This is a genomic window from Pseudomonas sp. LBUM1641 (genome assembly GCF_059716235.1).
The window spans coordinates 1,694,060-1,713,998 of record NZ_CP166815.1 but is presented as its reverse complement, the minus strand read 5'-3'; the positions used below and the strand labels follow the sequence as shown (position 1 = coordinate 1,713,998).

Sequence of the window (19,939 nt, the reverse complement as noted above, 5' to 3'; positions counted from 1 at the left end):
ATGCGTGCCAATGGAATGAAACTCGGCACAATCCCTCTGGCACGCGGGACTATCCGGAGATAGGCAGTGCCGCTTCGCTCAGGGATGGTGCAGATGATTCCTGTACACAATCAATTGTGCACCCTGCGTGCACATTGATAGCCCACGGTGCAGCAAACCGCACTCAGAAAGGTGCCCCAAGCGACGTCCATGACGGCCAGCCCGGCAGACCATCCTTGCAAGGTCGCCCAATTGCTCAAGTCATAGGTGCCGTAAGCCACCAGCCCCAGCAACGCGCCAAGCCGCGCGGCACGTTGCCAGCCGCCGCTCGCCAAAGCCGGAAGGACGACAAACACCAGGCAACCGAATACATAGAGGAGATAGAACGCCACAGCCGGGAACAGGCGCGGCTGATCAAGCATCAGGGGGCCGAGCAGCGCTTTGTAGGTCGGCCCCATAAGGACGCCGAGCCACAGGCCGTCAAGGATCAGAAAGGCGAGCAAAGTGCCAAGGTAGGCGAAGAGTGTTTTCCTGGACATCGTCGTGACCCTTGTAGGAGCGAGCTTGCTCGCGATGGTCGTCAACGATAACGCGCCCAGTCTGAATGAACACGTTGCCTTGACGTTCTTCGCGAGCAAGAACTAGGCGTCCCCCTCGCTCCTACAAAAGAGCAAACCGCGATCAGCTTAGTTCAATGCGATCCGCGTGGATCACAATCTGACCCTGCTTGTAGAGGGCGCCGATGGCCTTCTTGAAGTTGCCTTTGCTGACACCGAACAAACTGCTGATCAGTGCCGGATCGCTTTTATCGCTGACCGGCAGGGTGCCGTTGTTGTCACGCAACTTGGCGAGGATCTTCGAGTTCAGGCTGGAGGCCGCCTCTTCACCCACCGGCTGCAGGCTCAGGCTGATATTGCCGTCGGCGCGGATTTCCTTGATGAAGCCTTTCTCTTCCTTGCCCGGGCGCAGGAACTTGAACACTTCGTTCTTGTGGATCAGGCCCCAGTGCTTATTGTTGATAATGGCCTTGAAGCCCATGTCGGTAGCCTCGGCCACCAGCAGGTCGACTTCCTGGCCAACCTTATAGGTGGCCGGAGTCTTGTCCAGGTAACGGTCAAGGCGCGCGGTGGCGGTGATGCGCTTGGTGTGTTTGTCGAGGTACACGTGTACCACGCAATATTCACCGGCGGTCAACTGGCGCTTTTCTTCGGAGTAAGGCAGCAGCAAATCCTTGGGCAGGCCCCAATCGAGGAATACACCGATGCTGTTGACTTCAACCACTTTCAGACTGGCAAATTCACCCACCTGTACTTTTGGTTTTTCGGTGGTCGCGATAAGTTTGTCATCGCTGTCCAGATAAATAAAAACGTTGAGCCAGTCTTCATCTTCACTGGGAATATCTTTGGGGATATAACGGTTGGGCAAGAGGATTTCGCCCTCTTGATCACCATCCAGGTACAAACCAAAGTTAGTGTGTTTAACCACTTGCAAGCTGTTGTAGCGCCCGACTAAAGCCATCTCAAATACCCTCATTGCGTGGGCGGCATTCTACCCGAGTTGGCGGCGGCGGTCCCGTGTAGCGGCGCACAGGCCTGAAAAATCACGGGTTTGCCGGGCAGCGCCCCGCTCGTCAGATCAGCCACCTGAATTCTGCCGGTGCCTACGGCCTGTTTTTCCCCTGGGTTTGTAGTTAAAACAGCGAGTTAGGTGACTATTTCAATCACAAATTTCGGGCGATTCATAAACCCTCTGTATATTTCAGGGGGATATTTGCCAAGCAATTGTCAAGCATTTCATGTACGATGCATGGCCAAGTTAATTTTCTACAGGTTAGTGGCCGCCATGCGCGTAAAAGCATCCAACAGCAAAGCAAAGCCAGCTCCCGCCGTTGAAACCAGCGAATCGATCAACAGCCAAATTGCTGCATTCCTCAAGCAGGGCGGCGAAATCCAGCAAATTGCCAAAGGCGTAAGCGGCCAGACTTTCGGCCCGTCCAAGCAGATCACCCTGGGTAAAAAGTAATACCGCGCATCACACCTGGTCCCTAAGCGCTTTGCCTTTCAAGGCGCTAGGACTAGAGCCCGTAACACCCCCTGATCCACCCCCTTTAACACCAATCGACGAACGGGCTTCATCTGCGAACCATCGCCGGTATGCTTGCACACGTCTAGATCGGGCATTTGCCTGATATTTCCCGTTACTGCTCCTCGCTTTTCATGGAGTGAAGCATGCTCAAATCCTGCATTTTCCTGGCCGGTGCCTTGTTGGCCAGCCCCCTCGCCGAAGCGCAGGTTTTCCAGCGTGAATTGGGTGACTTCGACCTTAAATTGGGCACCACGCCCAGCCGCAGCATGGCCCAAGGCCTGGTAAAACCCACCGCACCCGGGAGCGACTCGTTCCACGGCGGACTCGACCTGAGCCACGGCAGCGGCCTGTATCTCGGCCAATTCTCACCGAGCATGGGGATTTCCCCTACCAGCAACCTGGAAGTCGATTCCTACCTGGGCTTCAAGCGGCCCTTTGACCAGACCCTGGGTTATGAACTGGGGATGATTCACTACAGCTATCCCAAGCTGAGCCCACTCGACAGCCAGGAGTTCTACGGCGGCCTGACCTTGCTGGGCAACCGCTTCGGCGCGTCCTTCAGCAACGACCCGGACCGCCAGGACAGCACCTTGTTTGCCGACCTCGGCGGCACCAAGCCTTTCGGCATCGGCGTCAGCATGAAGTACACCACCCACCAGTTGGGCACGCCGGTCTCGGTCGCCGATGGCAGCTCCATCCGCAGTTTCAGCGATTGGTCGGTGCAATTCTCCCGGCCGTGGATGGGCGTCGACCTGAACCTGATCTACAGCGATTCCAGCCTCAGCGGCGGCGATTGCTCGGCTTACTCCGGACACAACTCGCAATGCGACGGACTATTGACCCTGAAAGCAGAGCGGGCGTTTTATTGATGAGCTGAACTGTCGCTGCACTGACGGGTTCAGATGCAATAACCTCGTCTGCGCAAGGACTCGCCCATGCTGCGTCGCTTAAAACTTCTGGTGATGTTGCTGACCCTCAGCCTGGTGCTCGCCGGCTGCAATCGGGTAGGCCTGGCTTATCGGAATCTGGATGTGATCATCCCCTGGACCCTCAGCGACTACCTGGACATGAATGCCGGGCAAAAGAGCTGGTTCAACGATACACTCAAGGAACACCTGGCCTGGCATTGCACCACGCAATTGCCGGGTTACCTGGACTGGCTCGACCGCCTGCAACAGATGGTCGACAACAACCAGGTCACCGACGCCGCCCTGCAAACCCGCACCGCCGAGGCCAAGCAAGCCATTGCCGAAAGCGCCCGCGCAATCACGCCATCCGCCGTCGAATTATTGCAGGGGCTGGACGACCAGCAAGTACGGGATATGGAGCAAGCATTCGCCAAGGACCTTCGCAAGCGTCAGGACGAGTACCTGAAACCACCCCTCGAGCAGCAGATCAAGGAACGCGCCGAGCGCATGAACAAGCGCCTCGATGCCTGGCTCGGCCCGCTAAGCGCCAGCCAGCAGAATCGCGTCACCGCCTGGTCGATCGCCTTGGGTGAGCAGAACCAACAATGGATTGGCAACCGCGCCCACTGGCAAACCCTCTTTATCGCAGCGGTCAAAGACCGCCACAACAGCGACTTCCCCCAGAAGATCGAGCAACTGCTGGTGGACCGCGAAAGCCTGTGGACGCCGGAATATCGCCAGGCCTACGCCCAGACCGAAACTGCCGCCCGCAGCCTGATCGTCGATTTGATGGCTGAAAGCACCGTGCAGCAACGCCAGAAGCTGACACAGAAGATCGACAAGGTGCGCAGCGACTTCAAAGCCCTTAAATGCCTGAAGGCTGGCACCCCGTAGTCATCAGGCAATCTGTGCTTTCGACGACACTTCATCAAACGTCGCCGGATCCAGCGCATCCGCCTGCTCGTCCAGCACCTGGCGCGGGTGATTATCGCCGGGAATGCAGCTGTCGATCAGGCTCAGCAACTGTGAGCCGCGCGGGGTTAATTTGAAATTCTCACCATTGCCGCACTCTTCCTCTGACCTCGACTCAATAAAGCCGTGCTTGAACAATAACGCCTCGTAATCTGCTGCAAGCTTTTTAAACTCATCGAGATTACCGATGCGCTCTCCGGCGGCAGCCCTTTTAGTCGCTTCCTCTTCGGCATATTTGCGCGGGGCGAAGCTGGCGCCACCGTTCTGTACCTCATGCAGCAAGCGTTCGATCAAATCCCAATCGTAAGTCGTCATCCTGATTCCTCCTGAAGGCACACGAAATAGGCCCTTCAAAGGTGTGACATGCCGGACCCATCGTCCGTTCAGCCTAGCGGACAGGCGCAATTTCGCTGAACTTTTCAGCGCTTGCGGCCCTCAACCGGACATCATCGCCATGGAGGTCCGAACAATGAAAACCCTGCTGAACGTGGCCGTCGCCGCCACACTGCTCGCCGCCCTGCCCGCCTGGGCCTGCACGCTGGAAGAAGCCACTGCCAAACGTGAGCAACTGGCCAAGGAGGTGACCAAGCTCACCCAACAGAATCCTGAGAAGGCCAAGGAGATCAACGAAGAGCTGCAGAACATGAAGCTGGAAACCGCCAGCGCAGACCTGCCCGACAAGTGCCAACTGATCGACCAGCGCCTCAAGGAAATGGACGAGGCCGCTGCAAAAGCCAAAAATTGAGGCAAAAAAAAACCGGACATCGTCCGGTTTTTTTGTGGCTAAAGCCTTACTCGGCAGCCGGAGCTTCCGGCTTGCGGCGCTTCAGAGGCGCCATGCCATCCTTGCTGACCAACGACAGGTTGTCGGTCTTCGGGCGGTTGGCAATCTTGCGCTTGGTCGGCGACTTGGCGCCGGCCTTCTTCTTCTCGCCCTTGGCGTCGACTTTTTTCTTCTTCACGCCAACAGCCTTGCCCGATGCCTTGACCTTCTTCGGCCCGCTGTAAGTGCCTTTGACTTCCTTGATGGTGCGGCGCTCGAACGACTGCTTCAAGTAGCGCTCGATGCTCGACATCAGGTTCCAGTCACCATGGCAGATCAGTGAGATCGCCAGGCCATCGTTGCCGGCACGCCCGGTACGACCGATACGGTGTACGTATTCGTCGCCGCTGCGGGGCATATCAAAGTTGATCACCATGTCCAGGCCATCCACGTCCAGGCCGCGGGCGGCAACGTCGGTGGCGACCAGGATCTTCACGCCGCCTTGCTTGAGGCGGTCGATGGCCAGCTTGCGGTCCTTCTGGTCTTTCTCACCGTGCAGGACGAACGCCTTGTACTCCTGAGCTACCAGGCGACCGTAGATGCGGTCGGCCATGGCCCGGGTGTTGGTGAACACGATAGCCTTCTGATAGGTCTCGTTGGCCAGCAACCAGTTAAGGATCTGTTCTTTGTGCACGTTGTGGTCAGCGGTGATGATCTGTTGACGGGTGGTCGAGTTCAGGTCGCTGACGTTGTTGACCTGCAAGTGCTCAGGGTTGTTCAGGACCTTGGCGACCATATCGCGCAGGGTCGAACCACCGGTGGTGGCCGAGAACAGCATGGTCTGCTGGCGGTTCACGCACTCTTGCACCAGGCGCTGCACGTCGTCGGCAAAGCCCATGTCGAGCATGCGGTCGGCTTCGTCGAGCACCAGGACTTCAACTTCCTTGAGGTCCAGGTTGCCAGCGTTCAGTTGCTCGATCATCCGGCCCGGAGTGCCGATCAGGATATCCGGCACCTTGCGCAGCATGGCGGCCTGGACCTTGAAGTCTTCGCCCCCGGTGATCAGGCCGGACTTGATGAACGTGAACTGCGAGAAGCGCTCCACTTCCTTCAAGGTCTGCTGGGCCAGTTCGCGGGTTGGCAGCAGGATCAGGGTCTTGATGCTGACGCGGACTTTCGCCGGGCCGATCAGACGGTTAAGAATCGGCAGGACGAAAGCGGCGGTCTTGCCACTCCCGGTTTGAGCCGTCACCCGCAGGTCACGCCCTTCGAGCGCGAGCGGGATGGCCGCTGCTTGCACAGGCGTTGGCTCGACAAATTTAAGCTCGGCCACGGCTTTGAGCAGGCGTTCGTGCAGGGCGAATTGGGAAAACACGGGTGCTACCTCGAAGAAATACAAAAAAACAGCTGCATAGGGTAACGGTTTCGGGCGCTCAGGCCGAGTTTCTTTACGCGAACTGCGTTAATCAGCCGCTTTTTTGTCAGGGAATTTGTCCACAACGACAACTTTGACTGACTTAAATGCTCTAATCGCCCCGTCACGTCCTACAGAAGAATCGCGTTTACCCATGGATATCAAACAGCTCTGGCTCAACGTCAAAGACCTTTGGGGCACCCTCGACGAGCACCCGTTGTTGCATTCCAGCCTGGCGCTGATGGTGTTGCTGGTGGTGGCATTGCTGCTCGGACGAGTGGCTCGCTACCTCATCCTTCACGCCGTCAAGTTGCTGGGCCGGCAACCCGCGCTGCACTGGCTCAACGACCTGCGACACAACAAAGTCTTCCACCGCCTGGCGCAGATGACGCCGTCACTGGTAATCCAGTTCGGCCTTTACCTGGTGCCGGACCTCAGCAAGACCGCCACCCTGTTCATCGGCAATGTCGCCCTGGCGTTCACCATCCTGTTCATGGTGCTGGCGATCAGCGCCCTGCTCAACGCCCTGCTGGACATCTACGCCCGTACCGAACACGCCCGCACCCGCTCGATCAAGGGCTACGTGCAGTTGGCGAAAATGGTGTTGTTCGTGTTTGGCGCAATCATCATCGTCGCCACGCTGATCGACCGCTCGCCGCTGCTGCTGCTTTCCGGCCTGGGTGCAATGTCGGCGGTGATTCTGTTGGTCTACAAGGACACCCTGCTGTCGTTCGTCGCCAGCGTGCAATTGACCAGCAACGACATGCTGCGGGTCGGCGACTGGATCGAAATGCCCCAGGTCGGCGCCGACGGTGACGTGGTGGACATCACCCTGCACACCGTCAAAGTGCAGAACTTCGACAAGACCATCGTCTCGATTCCCACCTGGCGCTTGATGTCCGAGTCGTTCAAGAACTGGCGCGGCATGCAGGCCTCAGGCGGCCGGCGGATCAAGCGCAGCCTGTATATCGACGCCAGCGGCGTGCGTTTCATCCGCGACGACGAAGAGCTGAAGCTCACCCAGGTACACCTGCTGACCGACTACATGAGCCGCAAGAAGGCCGAACTCCAAGCCTGGAACGAAGCCCAGGGGAATGTCGCCGCGATGTCGGCCAACCGCCGGCGCATGACCAATATCGGCACGTTCCGCGCGTATGCGTTGGCCTATTTGAAAAGCCATCCGGAAATCCAGCCGAACATGACCTGCATGGTGCGGCAGATGCAGACCACGGCCCAGGGCATTCCGCTGGAGATCTACTGCTTCACCCGCACCACCGCATGGGCCGACTACGAGCGGATCCAGGGCGATATCTTCGATTACCTGCTGGCGGTGCTGCCGGAATTTGGCTTGAGCCTGTACCAGCAGCCGAGTGGCGGTGACTTGCGGGCGGGGATGTTGCCGGCGGTGCTGGGGGCCAGTCATTTGCCAGAGGTTGAGTTACGTCGTGGCTAATTAGGTCGGCATGCCGTGGCGAGAGGGCCGCCCCCTCGCCACGGGCGTCACCATTTTTGCCAAACAAGCCCGATGCAGCAAGCCAGGAGCCAAGCGATCCCAAAGTAAAACGGCCAGGTTGCCCAACGTCTTAGGGCAAAAGGAACTGACGCCAGCTCCTTCGCAGTAACCTCCCCAGCTTTAATATGAGCTTGAGGTTGCATCAGAAAACCAATAATCACGCTCAAACGCATAGTTTTATCGATCAGTCGATTTTTTCGCCAGAAACGCTTGTTGCGCTGAATGGCTTCGTTTTCACTAAAATAGCTTTCCAGCTCATCCAGTTTTTTGTATTTGACAAACAGGTCTGCGCCCAACATGACTAAGGCCTCAATGAACAGAACTATTACGAAGGCAATACCCAGGGACATGATTATTGCCCTACTGATTCATACATAAGATCGCCTACCTCTTCTCCACCTGCCCCTAGAAGGCTACCTCCCGCATAACCTCCAGCCGCTCCGCCCACTATCCCGCAAGCAAGCTTTCCAGCGCCCTTCAGAACCACTCCCAGGACCAAGCTGCAAACACGCCGCGCAGCCTCAGCGCCAGCAATTCCGCCTCGTGCTGCTCCCACCACACCACCCACCAACTTCCCCCCCTCCACATACTTCGCCCGAGTGCACTGCGCTTCCCGCCCTTGCATGCACGCCTCTTTAATCTCTAACCCCGTCACGCCAACATCCAACGCTAAACCTATATAAGTCCCCTTGCCCAAAAATTCCGACGTTTCAGCAATACTGCGAATCCGCTGCGTATACCCGACGATTTCACTCTTGTGCAAATAGCTCTTGGTGGAAATCCCCAACACTTTCTTCAGCGACTTATTCGTTTGCAGGCTGGTACCCAACCGCGCCGCGCCTTGCAGTTGAGCATCCAAACGACGGAATAACATTTGCCGTTGCTGGATAAACACGTCCTTGTTCAAAGCACCACTCTTTAGGTGCTGATGCAACCGTTCAATCGCTTCCAGCGTGTGCTTGACCTCATCCAAATGCCGCCCCCAGGCAGACGCCGCACTGCCGATGCCAATCGAGGTGTACCCCAGCAAACTTTGCAACAAGTCATAGTTATTGATCACCGCCGCCCCCGACGATGCGTCCAGTTCCAGATTGCGGCGAATCTCTTGGGCATGGCGCATCAACCACGCATCGTCGGCGGTACACGCCACACCGTAGTCGTCTGGAATGATCACCATCTGTCCCGGCGTTACCAGCAGGTCCTGGCGCAAATGCAGATTCAGCGCATCGAATTGATCGGAGCGTTGCCGATTGGACCCGGTCAGCAACCGGGACTTCAAACTGAGGTAGTCCGTGGTGCGCTCATTGATGTATCCCTGCGCCATAACTTACATCCCTGATGTAATGAATATGGCGTCGGAATATAAGCAGGCGAGTACGCCCGGGACACAAGCCTGGAAAGGTGAAATCACATTTGGAAAATCACCTACTCAGCAAGTGATCATGGCCTACAAAAACACCTCGAGTTAACGAGCCAAACTGCCGGACGACTTTATGCCCAACCGGCTGATCCACACCGCCGCCAGGATCACCGAGCCACCCAGGAACAGCCTGCCCAACGGCTCGTGCTGATTCCAGATCAGCAAATTCAGCAGCAGCCCCACTGGCACATGCAGGTTGTTCATCACCGCCAATGTGCCGCCGTTGACCATGCACGCGCCCTTGTTCCACCAGTACATGCCCAGTGCCGTGCTGACCAGCCCGAGGAACACCAAAACGCCCCATTGCAACGGCGCTTCCGGCAAGAAGTTGGCCTTGCCGAACATCAGGAACGCCGGCAACGCCACCGCCAAGGCACCAAGGTAGAAGTAACCAAACCGCCGGTAGTGCGGCAGATCACTCGGATGGCGGGCCACCAAGTGCTTATAGAGCACCTGCCCGGCGGCATAGGTGAAGTTGGCCAGTTGCAGCAGCAGGAAGCCCACGAAGAAGTTCGGGGTGATCTGGTCAAAGCGGATCACCGCCGCTCCCGTCACCGCTACCAATGCGGCCACCAGCGCCCACGGATTGAAGCGGCGGTTCAAGGCGTCTTCGATCAGGGTCACGTGCAACGGCGTCAGGATGGTGAACAGCAACACCTCCGGCACCGTCAGTACTCTGAAGCTCAAATACAGACACACGTAAGTCACGCCAAACTGCAGCGCGCCGATCAACAGCATGCCGCGCATGAACGCCGGTTCTACCGAGCGCCAGCGGGTCAGCGGGATAAACACCAGCCCGGCCAACAGCACGCGCACCAGCACCGCGAAGTAACTGTCGACGTGACCGGCCAGGTATTCGCCGATCAAGCTGAAGGAAAACGCCTGGATCAGCGTCACAACAAGTAGATAGCCCATGCTCGCCTCATTTTGAATGGGCGCGACATTAGCGGTTTTCCGGGCTTTACGAAACTCAAGGCAAAAAAAACCCGACCTCGCTAAAAGCGTCAGTCGGGCGGGAGCACTCAGGAGCAAAAAGTGCAAAGGGAGGTTCGATACGCGTACTTGAAGGGTTGCGTGGAGCTATCTAAACAGCGGGCGATTATCTGACGATTAACATCTCACGCCACTTGGGCGAGCAGCGCCTTGGCCTGGTTCACGCCTTTTTCCTGGAAATCACCGCCCAGATTCACCCCTTCGGCATGAATGAACGTGACGTCGTGGATGCCGATAAAGCCCATGACCTGACGCAGGTACGGTTCCTGGTGGTCGGTGCTGCCGCCAGCATGAATGCCGCCGCGGGCAGTCAGCACAAAGGCGCGCTTGTCGGTCAGCAGGCCCTGCGGGCCGGTGGCGGTGTACTTGAAGGTCACACCGGCACGCAGCACATGGTCGAGCCAGGCTTTCAGGGTGCTCGGAATCGCGAAGTTGTACATCGGCGCGGCCATGACCAATACATCGGCGGCCAGCAGCTCATCGGTCAATTCGTTGGAGCGCTCTAGGGAAGCCTGTTCGAGCGTGCTGCGCTGTTCGGCAGGTTTCATCCAGCCGCCCAGCAGGTTGGCGTCCAGGTGCGGCACCGGGTTGATGGCGAGGTCACGTACGGTGATTTGATCAGCCGGGTGAGCGACTTTCCATTGGCTGACGAATTGTTGGGTCAGTTGGCGGGAGATTGAGTCCTGCTGACGGGCGCTGCTTTCGATGATCAGAACACGGGCCATGATTATGTAAGCTCCATCGGTGAATGCTGTAAGGCGATGGAGTGAAGGTTAATCAGAGCCCGTTCGATTAAAAAGCGTAAAAAATTGCTATAACCCATCTAGAAATTTGTTTATAAGCGGAGTATTGCTGTGGGCATCCTCCGCTTTTGCCTTATTTCGGTGCGCAGGTGAGCTGGATACGCATCTTGATAACGGCACGGCTGAAATTGACCGTGGTATTGGTGGTTTTCCCTGCTGCGACCGTGACCTTGCGGGTACGCGGGGCTTCCGGACCATTGGTAAAGCGTACCTTGCACTCCGCGTCATTGGGGCCGTAGTTGGTGAGTTGGATCGAACTGATATTGCTGTCGACGTCCGACGCGCGGTAATCGATCTTCACGCCCTGAATGTCTTTCGTCACATCGGTACTGAATGCAAACGCACTCAACGGCAGCAGCGCCAGCAGCACACAACAGAATTTTCTCATTCGGCAGTCTCCAATAAGGACCGCCAGCTTAGGACAAGAGGAGCTCATCTTGAAAGCGCCCCGCGTTACCCTCGATCAATGGCGCACCCTGCAAGGCGTGGTCGACCATGGCGGCTTCGCCCAAGCGGCCGAAGCGCTGCACCGCTCGCAATCCTCGGTAAGCTACACCGTGGCCCGCATGCAGGACCAACTCGGTGTGCCGCTGCTGCGCATCGACGGGCGCAAAGCGGTACTGACCGAAGCCGGCGAAGTACTGCTGCGCCGCTCCCGGCAACTGGTGAAAAACGCCAGCCAACTGGAAGACCTGGCCCATCATATGGAACAAGGCTGGGAAGCCGAGGTGCGGCTGGTGGTCGATGCCGCTTACCCTAACGCCCGCCTGGTGCGCGCCCTTACCGCCTTTATGCCGCAAAGCCGCGGCTGCCGGGTGCGCCTGCGTGAAGAGGTGCTGTCCGGTGTCGAAGAGCTGTTGATAGACGGTATGGCCGATCTGGCCATCAGCAGCTTTATCATTCCCGGTTACCTGGGCACAGAAATGAGCGACGTCGAATTTGTCGCCGTGGCCCACCCGGAACACCCACTGCATCGGCTGCACCGCGAACTGAGCTTCCAGGACCTGGAAAGCCACATGCAGGTCGTCATCCGCGACTCCGGCCGCCAGCAGCCACGGGACGTCGGCTGGCTCGGTGCCGAACAGCGCTGGACCGTCGGCAGCTTGCCCACCGCCGCGACCTTCGTCAGCAGCGGCCTGGGCTTCGCCTGGTTGCCCCGGCACCTGATCGAACGCGAACTCAAGGAAGGCCTGCTAAAGCTACTGCCCCTGGAACGGGGTGGCAGCCGCAACCCGACCTTCTATCTTTACTCGAACAAGGACAAACCCCTGGGCCCGGCCACGCAAATTCTCGTCGAATTGCTGCGCACGTTCGACACCGCCCCACTGGACGCGCCGTTCGCCGCACCGCAGCAAGCCTGAACAAGGAGTTCCCATGGCCTATTTCGAACATGAAGGTTGCACCCTGCATTACGAGGAATATGGCCATGGCGCGCCGCTGATCCTGATCCACGGCCTGGGCTCCAGTTGCCTGGATTGGGAGTTGCAGGTGCCCGTGTTGGCGCAGCACTACCGGCTGGTGTTGGTAGACGTGCGCGGTCACGGACGCTCCGACAAACCCCGGGAGCGCTACAGCATCGCGGGCTTCACCGCCGACCTGGTGGCCTTGATCGAACACCTGCAACTGCCCCCGGCCCACGTGGTGGGCCTGTCCATGGGCGGCATGATCGCCTTTCAACTGGCGGTGGATGAGCCGCAAATGCTCAAGAGCCTGTGCATCGTCAACAGTGCGCCCCAGGTCAAGGTTCGCACTGCCGGCGATTATTGGCAGTGGGCCAAGCGCTGGAGCCTGGCGCGCGTCCTCAGCCTGAGCACCATCGGCAAAGCCCTGGGCAACATGCTGTTTCCCAAGCCCGAACAGGCCGAACTGCGCCGCAAGATGGCTGAACGCTGGGCAAAAAACGACAAACGTGCTTACCTCGCCAGCTTCGATGCGATTGTTGGCTGGGGCGTACAGGAACAACTTTCGAAAATCTCCTGTCCAACCCTGGTCATCAGCGCCGACCACGACTACACGCCCGTGGCGCAGAAAGAAATCTATGTAAAACTGCTGCCCGATGCGCGGCTGGTGGTGATCGAGGATTCCCGCCATGCCACGCCGCTGGATCAACCCGAACACTTCAACAACACCCTGCTCGATTTTCTCAAGACAGTCGAAACCACAACCCAGGATCACTGACCCATGCTGAAAAAAATCGCCTTCTTTGCCGGTTCCGTACTGTTCGCTGCCAACCTGATGGCGGCCGAACCCGCCAAGGCACCCCACGTCTTGATCAGCACCACCAATGGCGACATCGAAATCGAACTGGACCCGGTCAAGGCCCCGATCAGTACCAAGAACTTCCTGGCCTATGTCGACAAGGGCTTCTACACCAACACCATTTTTCACCGGGTAATCCCGGGGTTCATGGTGCAGGGCGGTGGGTTCACGTCGCAAATGTCGCAAAAGCCGACCGAAGCACCGATCAAGAACGAAGCCAGCAACGGCCTGCATAACGTGCGTGGCACCCTGTCGATGGCACGTACCAACGACCCGAACTCCGCCACCAGCCAATTCTTCATCAACGTTGCGGACAATGCCTTCCTCGACCCCGGCCGTGATGCCGGTTACGCGGTATTCGCCAAAGTGGTCAAGGGCATGGACGTGGTCGACATCATCGTCAACTCGCAAACCACCACCAAACAGGGCATGCAGAACGTGCCAATCGATCCTGTCCTGATCAAGTCGGCCAAGCGCATCGACTGAAGGCTACAGGGAGTTTCGCGCGGTGCCCCCGAGGCACCGCGCGCCTTTGAACAGGAGAGCCCGCCGCGCGGGCGTCATACCTAATGCTCTATCGTCGTTTTGAACAACTGATCGACATCTTCCGCGATGCTCCCAGCGCGGCCCCTCCCGATAAAGTCCTGCCGTTCTACATCTATTACCTGCGCCAGGTGTGGCCGTGTTTTGCCGCCTTGCTGGTGGTGGGCCTGATCGGTGCGCTGATCGAAGTGGCGCTGTTCAGCTACCTGAGTCGCATCATCGACCTGGCCCAGGGCACGCCGCCCGCCAACTTCTTCCAGATCCACGCCAATGAGCTGATCTGGATGGCCGTGGTCGCCCTGCTGCTGCGCCCGATCTTCGGCGCCCTGCATGACCTGCTGGTGCACCAGACCATCAGCCCGGGCATGACCAGCCTGATCCGCTGGCAGAACCACAACTATGTGCTCAAGCAGAGCCTGAATTTTTTCCAGAACGACTTCGCCGGGCGCATTGCCCAGCGCATCATGCAAACCGGCAACTCCCTGCGCGACTCCGCGGTGGCCGCCGTGGACGCGATCTGGCACGTGGCGATCTACGCCATCAGCGCCCTGGTGCTGTTCGCCGAAGCCGACTGGCGCCTGATGATCCCGCTGATTACCTGGATCATCGCCTACAGCCTGGCCCTGCGGTACTTCGTGCCACGGGTCAAGGAACGCTCGGTGATTTCCTCCGAGGCACGTTCCAAATTGATGGGACGGATTGTCGACGGCTACACCAACATCACCACCTTGAAGCTGTTCGCTCATACGAATTTCGAGCAGAACTACGCCAAGGAAGCCATCGTCGAGCAGACCGAGAAAACCCAGTTGGCCAGCCGCGTCGTGACCAGCATGGACATCGTGATCACCACCATGAACGGCCTGCTGATTGTCTTCACCACCGGCCTCGCCTTGTGGCTGTGGACCCAATCCTTGATTTCGGTAGGCGCCATCGCCCTTGCCACCGGCCTGGTGATTCGTATCGTCAACATGTCCGGCTGGATCATGTGGGTGGTCAACGGCATTTTTGAAAATATCGGTATGGTTCAGGACGGCCTGAAAACCATCGCCCAGCCGCTGGCAGTCACCGACCGTGAGAATGCCCCGCGCCTGGAAGTGCCCCATGGCGAGGTGCGGTTCGATCAGGTGGACTTCCACTACGGCAAGAAGAGCGGAATCATCGGCGGCCTGAACCTGGACATTAAAGCGGGTGAAAAAATCGGCCTGATCGGTCCATCCGGCGCGGGTAAATCCACTCTGGTCAACCTGCTGCTGCGCTTGTACGACCTGCAAGGCGGACGCATCCTGATCGACGGCCAGAACATCGCCGAAGTCGCCCAGGAAACCCTGCGCGAACAGATCGGCATGATCACCCAGGACACCTCGCTGCTGCACCGCTCGATCCGCGACAACCTGCTGTATGGCAAGCCGGACGCTACCGACGAAGAGCTTTGGGCCGCGGTGCACAAGGCCCGCGCCGACGAGTTCATCCCGTTGCTGTCGGATGCCGAGGGCCGTACTGGCCTGGACGCCCACGTCGGTGAACGCGGGGTCAAACTCTCCGGCGGGCAACGTCAGCGGATCGCCATCGCGCGGGTGCTGCTCAAGGACGCGCCGATCCTGATCATGGACGAAGCCACCTCGGCACTGGATTCGGAAGTCGAAGCGGCAATCCAGGAAAGCCTGGAAACCCTGATGCAGGGCAAGACGGTAATCGCCATTGCCCACCGGCTTTCCACCATTGCCAGAATGGACAGGCTGGTGGTGCTGGAAAAAGGCCAGATTGCCGAGACCGGCAGCCATGCCGAATTGCTCGCACACGGCGGTTTGTATGCACGATTGTGGCAACACCAGACCGGCGGGTTCGTCGGAATAGACTGATTCCGTTGGTTAACTGCACCCTCAATTCCGAACAATTCTGACAGTTTTCTCTATCCCGCTGGTCTTGCGACACAATCCTGCTGTACTGCAATCAGGCCCCAGGAGGGCCCAGATTTAAGGCAGCAGGGAAGCGTCACAGACCCGTTAATCAGATAGAGCAATCTACTAAGGATGTGTTCATGTCACTGTTCAAGCGTTCCGTTACGGAAGGACTGGGTACGTTTTGGCTGGTGTTGGGTGGCTGCGGCAGTGCGGTACTGGCTGCGTCGTCGCCTGTCGGGATCGGGGTACTGGGTGTGGCCCTGGCGTTCGGGCTCACAGTGCTGACCATGGCATTTGCCATCGGGCACATCAGCGGTTGCCACCTTAACCCGGCGGTGTCAGTGGGGCTGGTAGTGGGCGGAAGGTTTCCGGCCAGGGAGTTACCGGCGTACATCATCTCCCAGGTCATCGGCGGCATCGTCGCCGCCGCGTTGCTGTATTACATCGCCAGCGGCAAGCCAGGGTTCGAACTGGCCTCGGGCCTGGCCAGCAACGGCTACGGCGAGCATTCACCCGGTGGTTATTCGATGGCGGCAGGCTTTGTCTGTGAGCTGGTGATGACGGCGATGTTCGTGCTGATCATCCTCGGCGCCACCGACCGCCGTGTGCCGGCGGGGTTCGCGCCGATCGCCATCGGCCTCGCGTTGACGCTGATCCACCTGATCTCGATCCCGGTCACCAACACCTCGGTCAACCCGGCCCGCAGTACTGGCCCGGCACTGATTGTCGGCGGCTGGGCGCTCCAGCAACTGTGGATGTTCTGGCTCGCGCCGATCCTGGGTGCAGTGATCGGCGGCATTACCTATCGATGGCTGGGCGCGGAAAAAACCGCCTGAGCCAAACGGATTCAGCCCTGCCGGTAAGGCAGGGCTGACCTCGCCAGTGCTCTATCAGCCTTGATGTGCCTGCATATACTGGCGCAGCAACTGATTGATACGCGTCTGATAGCCAGTCCCTTGCCCCTTGAACCACTCAAGAACGTCAGCATCCAGACGGATAGTAACTGCCTGCTTGACCGGCACACGCAATTCGGCACGACGGAAGAAGTCTTCTCCCAACTCTTGGATGTCGCTGGTATCGATCTCCCGATCGTCCATCTTAGCCAGGCGCTCCCAGTCAGTTTTCGATGCTTTCGACATAGTATTTGGCCTCCAGTTTGGTTGCTTTTCGGGCGGAAATAATGCGAATTACGTCACCCCGCCTCTCGGTGTATACAACTACACCTACCAGTAATTTTATCCAGCCAATGCTGACCCAGCGTTCTTCGTCATAATCCGTCCGAGAATCACGTTGTGACAATATTGGATGTTGAAAAATATCCGATACGTCGTTGAAGTCTATGCCGTGCTTGCGGATGTTTACTTGGTTTTTGGATTCATCCCACTCAAAACGCATGGTGCATCCTGTATTTACTTTTGTACATACACTATAGCGAAGTGCTCCCGCCCTCGGCACCTGTCAACCGATCAGTGGTTCAGCCCTGCCGATAAGGCAGGGCTGCCCTCGCCTCCTCGGCATACGCGAGAATCCCCACGCTTTCGCGCTCCAGGAAATCCGCCACCGCCGTCTTCAATCCCGGATGTCGCAGGTAATGCCAGGAATGCGTGATCACCGGCTCAAACCCGCGAATCAACTTGTGCTCGCCTTGAGCACCGGCGTCAAAACGCTGCAGGCCATGGGCAATCGCGTAGTCCATGCCCTGATAGAAACACGTCTCGAAATGCAGCCTGTCGAACTCGGCCAGGCAGCCCCAGTAACGCCCGTAAAAGCTGTCGCCGCCGATCAGGCTGAAGGCCATGGCCACCGGCCGTGAGCCTTGTTTGGCCAGCACCACACGAATCGCCTCCGGCATGCGCTCGGCCAGCAGGCTGAAAAAATTCCGGGTCAGGTACGGCGATTGTCGGCGGATGGCGTAAGTATTGGCGTAACAGGCATAGACAAAATCCCACTGCGCCTCGCTCAACTCATGGCCCTGCAACCATTCAAACTCAATGCCCTGCCCCGCCACCTGTTCACGTTCTTTGCGCATCTGTTTACGCTTGCGCGAACTCAAGGCGTCGAGGAAGTCCTGGAAGTCACGGTAACCCCGGTTCTGCCAATGAAACTGGCAGCCCAGGCGTCGCAGCCAGCCTGGCTGTTGAGCCAGCGCGGTATCCGCCAGGGCGTCGGTAAAGTTGATATGGGCGCTGGAAAGGCCTTCGATCTCCAGGTAACCGGGCAGGCTTTTAAGCAGCTCGAAACCGTCCTCGGCGCTGGCAGCCAACAGACGCGGGCCGCTGACCGGGCTGAAGGGCACGGCCGTCAGCAGCTTCGGGTAGTAATCAATGCCGGCACGCTCGCAGGCGTCAGCCCAACCATGGTCGAACACATATTCGCCATAGGAATGCCATTTGCGGTAGCTGGGCAACGCGGCGATCAGCCGGCCACCTTCATAGTGCAGCAAATGCTCCGGCTGCCAGCCAGAGTGCGGGCCGATGCTGGCGCTGTCTTCCAGGGCACTGAGGAACGCATGGCGCAGAAACGGCTGATCAGCGGGGACCAACGCATTCCATTCATCGGGCGCAATCTCGGACAGGTTATTCAAACGTTGTAACGGCATCCCATTCCCCGACGGTCACGGCTTTGTGTAGGAGCGAGCTTGCTCGCGATGGTCGTTAACGATAACGCGACCATTCTGACAGAACGCGGCGACCTCTGGTTCTTCACGAGCAAGCTCGCGCCTACCAGACCCGACGCAAAAAAAAGCCCCGCCAAACGGCGGGGCAAACCAAATGAGGAGCGCTTTGACGGATGAAGAAAGAGCGCTTTGGAGCGGTATTACAGGTTGCTTAGAACACGTACTGCACGCGGGCCACGATAGCGTCGCCACTGTCGTCGCCGGCGGCGTTAACCACGTTGTCGGTCTTGGCCTTGATGTAGTTGGCGGAGACTTTTACCGCCTCGTTGGCGTACCAGTTCACCCCGATGATGTTCATGTTGGCCTTGGCATCGCCCACTTCACGGGTGGCGGTGTTGCGCACTACGTTTTTGTCATCAACGGTGATGTTGTCGTAACGGTAGAACACTTCCCACGCGCCGTACTGCTTGTTCTCGGGCTTGATGGTGTCGAACTTGGCACCGTCGAGTTTGTAGACACGGGACTCGCCGGTCAGGGTGTAGGCCACCTGGCCGTAGAAGCCGCTGGCTTTCACGTCCTGATAGGCACTGCTGTCGGCCTTCAGCTTGCGGTTCAGATATTCGCCCTGCAGGGACAACGGACCACGGGCGAATGCAAATTCGCCGCCGAAAACGGTGTCGGTGTCGTAGGCATCGTTCGCCGTCAGGCTGCCGGAATCCAGACCCACACCGCCGCCGAAGGTCGCACGGTTGCCGTTGGCGCCCGCATCGTTGCCGCCGTTGGTGGAAACGCCGCGAACCCCAAGACGCGGACGAATACGCGAGTCGAAGGCTGTGTCCTTCAGGTCACGTACCGCGTAATCCAGGCCCAGGTGCAGCACGTTGCCGGTGTCATGCATCGGCGCGAACACCGCACGGGCGTTGAATTGCTTCACGCCTTTGCCGTTCTTGTCGTTGATGTCCTTGGAAGAAACGCTGGCCGACAGGTAAGCCATGTCGCCGACCACCGAGCTGGCCTGGATGCCCATGCCGTTGGCGTGGGAGTGGATCCAGTCCGCGACTTCATACGCTGCGTTGCGGTCAACGCCGGTGACCCACTTGGAGCTGGTGGCTTTTTCCAGGCCGAAGTCTTCGTCGAAGCGACCGGCGCGAATCACGACAGGCTTGAAACCGGTGTAGGACATGGACGCTTCATCGAAGTAGCCATCGTCTGCGTTGCCGGAGTTATGGGACAGGTCGTAGTTGACCTGGTATTTCCAGTCCTTGTAGACGGTGCCGCCAAACTCGATGTAGGCGCGGCGGAAATAGGCCGCATCAGCCGAGTCACCGTTCTTGGTGTAATAGCCATCAAACGTGCCGTAATCGGCCTGCAAACGACCACCCAGCTTGAAGCTGAAATTCTGGTCGGTGGTTGCAACCTCAAGGCCGCCCTTGGTTTTGACAACGATATCGGCGCCGTCAGTTGTGACAGTACCGGCGAAAGCCTGGGCGGTGACAGCCAGGGCCAAGGCGCTGGCCGCGAAACCGGCGAAGTGCTTACGGATCATCGAAGAATTCCCCTAATTGATGGTCTTGTGCATTGGTAAAACACGCGGTTTAGAGCCGCTGGTGTTGGGGGGCGATCTTGGCGAGGGGATATTTCAGCCGGGTTGCTGGAACATAAAGATTTTGTTACTCGGGAACTTTTTTATAGCCATTGGAAATAAGCTGAAGCCTACGTAAATCAAGGCTCCAGCCCTTAAAACTGGTGAAAATGCCAGATGTTGCAAA

At 58.3% G+C, this 19,939-nt stretch carries 23 protein-coding genes; 10 read left to right on the top strand and 13 right to left on the bottom strand.

The genetic code is table 11. The annotated features are described in order from the left end of the window. Positions 1-110 precede the first annotated feature (110 nt). A complete protein-coding gene (locus tag ACA046_RS07875; RefSeq protein ID WP_497677054.1) occupies positions 111-518 on the bottom strand; it encodes a DUF2177 family protein in 408 nt (135 codons plus the stop codon). A 142-nt stretch (positions 519-660) separates the two neighbouring features. Beyond that, positions 661-1,497 carry a CvfB family protein gene (locus ACA046_RS07870; protein WP_008438162.1) on the bottom strand — a complete coding sequence of 279 codons (837 nt, stop codon included), beginning with the start codon at positions 1,495-1,497 and terminating at the stop codon, positions 661-663. Between the two features lie 324 nt (positions 1,498-1,821). Here ACA046_RS07870 and ACA046_RS07865 point away from each other — a divergent pair, with 324 nt between their 5' ends. The 3 genes from ACA046_RS07865 (at position 1,822) to ACA046_RS07855 (ending at position 3,866) form a co-directional block, all read left to right on the top strand. Beyond that, complete coding sequence (locus ACA046_RS07865; RefSeq protein WP_003210722.1) at positions 1,822-2,001, top strand: PFL_1563 family small protein; 180 nt, start codon at positions 1,822-1,824, stop codon at positions 1,999-2,001. 206 nt (positions 2,002-2,207) lie between these two features. After that, the gene (locus ACA046_RS07860) at positions 2,208-2,933 is read left to right on the top strand and encodes a TorF family putative porin (RefSeq protein ID WP_003210721.1); all 726 of its coding nucleotides are present in this window, start codon (positions 2,208-2,210) and stop codon (positions 2,931-2,933) included. A 66-nt stretch (positions 2,934-2,999) separates the two neighbouring features. Beyond that, positions 3,000-3,866: a DUF6279 family lipoprotein gene (locus ACA046_RS07855; protein ID WP_497676228.1), complete on the top strand. Its 867-nt coding sequence runs from the start codon at positions 3,000-3,002 to the stop codon at positions 3,864-3,866. Positions 3,867-3,869: 3 nt separating this feature from the next. Here ACA046_RS07855 and ACA046_RS07850 read toward each other — a convergent pair whose 3' ends face one another. After that, positions 3,870-4,259, bottom strand: coding sequence for a transcriptional regulator (locus ACA046_RS07850; RefSeq protein ID WP_497676227.1), 390 nt, complete (start codon positions 4,257-4,259; stop codon positions 3,870-3,872). A gap of 154 nt (positions 4,260-4,413) precedes the next feature. Here ACA046_RS07850 and ACA046_RS07845 point away from each other — a divergent pair, with 154 nt between their 5' ends. Continuing rightward, positions 4,414-4,689 carry a hypothetical protein gene (locus ACA046_RS07845; protein ID WP_457347187.1) on the top strand — a complete coding sequence of 92 codons (276 nt, stop codon included), beginning with the start codon at positions 4,414-4,416 and terminating at the stop codon, positions 4,687-4,689. A 46-nt stretch (positions 4,690-4,735) separates the two neighbouring features. Here ACA046_RS07845 and ACA046_RS07840 read toward each other — a convergent pair whose 3' ends face one another. Continuing rightward, positions 4,736-6,082, bottom strand: a complete 1,347-nt coding sequence (locus ACA046_RS07840; protein ID WP_459026858.1) for a DEAD/DEAH box helicase — start codon at positions 6,080-6,082, stop codon at positions 4,736-4,738. 193 nt (positions 6,083-6,275) lie between these two features. Between ACA046_RS07840 and ACA046_RS07835 the strand changes: the two genes are divergently transcribed. Next, positions 6,276-7,574 carry a mechanosensitive ion channel family protein gene (locus ACA046_RS07835; protein WP_459026856.1) on the top strand — a complete coding sequence of 433 codons (1,299 nt, stop codon included), beginning with the start codon at positions 6,276-6,278 and terminating at the stop codon, positions 7,572-7,574. 47 nt (positions 7,575-7,621) lie between these two features. On the opposite strand, the gene ACA046_RS07830 is transcribed toward ACA046_RS07835, so the two are convergent. From ACA046_RS07830 to ACA046_RS07810, 5 genes are all read right to left on the bottom strand, one after another. After that, positions 7,622-7,984, bottom strand: coding sequence for a hypothetical protein (locus tag ACA046_RS07830; RefSeq protein WP_497676226.1), 363 nt, complete (start codon positions 7,982-7,984; stop codon positions 7,622-7,624). Between the two features lie 2 nt (positions 7,985-7,986). Next, the gene (locus tag ACA046_RS07825) at positions 7,987-8,958 is read right to left on the bottom strand and encodes a hypothetical protein (RefSeq protein WP_497676225.1); all 972 of its coding nucleotides are present in this window, start codon (positions 8,956-8,958) and stop codon (positions 7,987-7,989) included. Between the two features lie 141 nt (positions 8,959-9,099). Then, entirely contained in the window at positions 9,100-9,969 is an 870-nt protein-coding gene (locus tag ACA046_RS07820) for a carboxylate/amino acid/amine transporter (RefSeq protein ID WP_459026850.1), read from the bottom strand. 203 nt (positions 9,970-10,172) lie between these two features. Continuing rightward, entirely contained in the window at positions 10,173-10,772 is a 600-nt protein-coding gene (locus tag ACA046_RS07815) for an FMN-dependent NADH-azoreductase (RefSeq protein WP_459026848.1), read from the bottom strand. A 151-nt stretch (positions 10,773-10,923) separates the two neighbouring features. Then, positions 10,924-11,238, bottom strand: coding sequence for a 3-phosphoglycerate kinase (locus ACA046_RS07810; RefSeq protein WP_459026846.1), 315 nt, complete (start codon positions 11,236-11,238; stop codon positions 10,924-10,926). Positions 11,239-11,287: 49 nt separating this feature from the next. Between ACA046_RS07810 and ACA046_RS07805 the strand changes: the two genes are divergently transcribed. The 5 genes from ACA046_RS07805 to aqpZ all read left to right on the top strand — a co-directional run bounded on the left by ACA046_RS07805 (position 11,288) and on the right by aqpZ (position 16,389). Next, positions 11,288-12,211, top strand: coding sequence for a PA3225 family LysR-type transcriptional regulator (locus ACA046_RS07805; RefSeq protein WP_459026844.1), 924 nt, complete (start codon positions 11,288-11,290; stop codon positions 12,209-12,211). Between the two features lie 13 nt (positions 12,212-12,224). Then, entirely contained in the window at positions 12,225-13,028 is an 804-nt protein-coding gene (locus ACA046_RS07800; RefSeq protein ID WP_076014785.1) for an alpha/beta fold hydrolase, read from the top strand. A gap of 3 nt (positions 13,029-13,031) precedes the next feature. Continuing rightward, positions 13,032-13,595, top strand: a complete 564-nt coding sequence (locus ACA046_RS07795; RefSeq protein WP_076014786.1) for a peptidylprolyl isomerase — start codon at positions 13,032-13,034, stop codon at positions 13,593-13,595. Between the two features lie 83 nt (positions 13,596-13,678). Next, complete coding sequence (locus tag ACA046_RS07790) at positions 13,679-15,511, top strand: ABC transporter ATP-binding protein (RefSeq protein ID WP_459026841.1); 1,833 nt, start codon at positions 13,679-13,681, stop codon at positions 15,509-15,511. 179 nt (positions 15,512-15,690) lie between these two features. Continuing rightward, a complete protein-coding gene (aqpZ, locus tag ACA046_RS07785; RefSeq protein ID WP_318302372.1) occupies positions 15,691-16,389 on the top strand; it encodes an aquaporin Z in 699 nt (232 codons plus the stop codon). Positions 16,390-16,443: 54 nt separating this feature from the next. Here aqpZ and ACA046_RS07780 read toward each other — a convergent pair whose 3' ends face one another. The 4 genes from ACA046_RS07780 to ACA046_RS07765 all read right to left on the bottom strand — a co-directional run bounded on the left by ACA046_RS07780 (position 16,444) and on the right by ACA046_RS07765 (position 19,716). Beyond that, positions 16,444-16,692, bottom strand: a complete 249-nt coding sequence (locus ACA046_RS07780) for a BrnA antitoxin family protein (protein WP_459026839.1) — start codon at positions 16,690-16,692, stop codon at positions 16,444-16,446. Next, positions 16,670-16,948, bottom strand: coding sequence for a BrnT family toxin (locus tag ACA046_RS07775; RefSeq protein WP_497676224.1), 279 nt, complete (start codon positions 16,946-16,948; stop codon positions 16,670-16,672). The genes ACA046_RS07780 and ACA046_RS07775 overlap by 23 nt, the downstream gene beginning before the upstream one ends. Positions 16,949-17,027: 79 nt before the next feature. Continuing rightward, positions 17,028-18,152: a GNAT family N-acetyltransferase gene (locus ACA046_RS07770; protein ID WP_497676223.1), complete on the bottom strand. Its 1,125-nt coding sequence runs from the start codon at positions 18,150-18,152 to the stop codon at positions 17,028-17,030. Between the two features lie 229 nt (positions 18,153-18,381). Further along, the gene (locus ACA046_RS07765) at positions 18,382-19,716 is read right to left on the bottom strand and encodes an OprO/OprP family phosphate-selective porin (RefSeq protein ID WP_497676222.1); all 1,335 of its coding nucleotides are present in this window, start codon (positions 19,714-19,716) and stop codon (positions 18,382-18,384) included. Positions 19,717-19,939 lie beyond the last annotated feature (223 nt).

Excerpts from the sequence above, each read along its gene's own strand:
- ACA046_RS07875 (WP_497677054.1), bottom strand. The coding sequence starts at position 518 with ATGTCCAGGAAAACACTCTTCGCCTACCTTGGCACTTTGCTCGCCTTT.
- ACA046_RS07870 (WP_008438162.1), bottom strand. The coding sequence starts at position 1,497 with ATGGCTTTAGTCGGGCGCTACAACAGCTTGCAAGTGGTTAAACACACT.
- ACA046_RS07865 (WP_003210722.1), top strand. The coding sequence starts at position 1,822 with ATGCGCGTAAAAGCATCCAACAGCAAAGCAAAGCCAGCTCCCGCCGTT.
- ACA046_RS07860 (WP_003210721.1), top strand. The coding sequence starts at position 2,208 with ATGCTCAAATCCTGCATTTTCCTGGCCGGTGCCTTGTTGGCCAGCCCC.
- ACA046_RS07855 (WP_497676228.1), top strand. The coding sequence starts at position 3,000 with ATGCTGCGTCGCTTAAAACTTCTGGTGATGTTGCTGACCCTCAGCCTG.
- ACA046_RS07850 (WP_497676227.1), bottom strand. The coding sequence starts at position 4,259 with ATGACGACTTACGATTGGGATTTGATCGAACGCTTGCTGCATGAGGTA.
- ACA046_RS07845 (WP_457347187.1), top strand. The coding sequence starts at position 4,414 with ATGAAAACCCTGCTGAACGTGGCCGTCGCCGCCACACTGCTCGCCGCC.
- ACA046_RS07835 (WP_459026856.1), top strand. The coding sequence starts at position 6,276 with ATGGATATCAAACAGCTCTGGCTCAACGTCAAAGACCTTTGGGGCACC.
- ACA046_RS07830 (WP_497676226.1), bottom strand. The coding sequence starts at position 7,984 with ATGTCCCTGGGTATTGCCTTCGTAATAGTTCTGTTCATTGAGGCCTTA.
- ACA046_RS07825 (WP_497676225.1), bottom strand. The coding sequence starts at position 8,958 with ATGGCGCAGGGATACATCAATGAGCGCACCACGGACTACCTCAGTTTG.
- ACA046_RS07820 (WP_459026850.1), bottom strand. The coding sequence starts at position 9,969 with ATGGGCTATCTACTTGTTGTGACGCTGATCCAGGCGTTTTCCTTCAGC.
- ACA046_RS07815 (WP_459026848.1), bottom strand. The coding sequence starts at position 10,772 with ATGGCCCGTGTTCTGATCATCGAAAGCAGCGCCCGTCAGCAGGACTCA.
- ACA046_RS07810 (WP_459026846.1), bottom strand. The coding sequence starts at position 11,238 with ATGAGAAAATTCTGTTGTGTGCTGCTGGCGCTGCTGCCGTTGAGTGCG.
- ACA046_RS07800 (WP_076014785.1), top strand. The coding sequence starts at position 12,225 with ATGGCCTATTTCGAACATGAAGGTTGCACCCTGCATTACGAGGAATAT.
- ACA046_RS07795 (WP_076014786.1), top strand. The coding sequence starts at position 13,032 with ATGCTGAAAAAAATCGCCTTCTTTGCCGGTTCCGTACTGTTCGCTGCC.
- ACA046_RS07790 (WP_459026841.1), top strand. The coding sequence starts at position 13,679 with ATGCTCTATCGTCGTTTTGAACAACTGATCGACATCTTCCGCGATGCT.
- aqpZ (WP_318302372.1), top strand. The coding sequence starts at position 15,691 with ATGTCACTGTTCAAGCGTTCCGTTACGGAAGGACTGGGTACGTTTTGG.
- ACA046_RS07780 (WP_459026839.1), bottom strand. The coding sequence starts at position 16,692 with ATGTCGAAAGCATCGAAAACTGACTGGGAGCGCCTGGCTAAGATGGAC.
- ACA046_RS07775 (WP_497676224.1), bottom strand. The coding sequence starts at position 16,948 with ATGCGTTTTGAGTGGGATGAATCCAAAAACCAAGTAAACATCCGCAAG.
- ACA046_RS07770 (WP_497676223.1), bottom strand. The coding sequence starts at position 18,152 with ATGCCGTTACAACGTTTGAATAACCTGTCCGAGATTGCGCCCGATGAA.
- ACA046_RS07765 (WP_497676222.1), bottom strand. The coding sequence starts at position 19,716 with ATGATCCGTAAGCACTTCGCCGGTTTCGCGGCCAGCGCCTTGGCCCTG.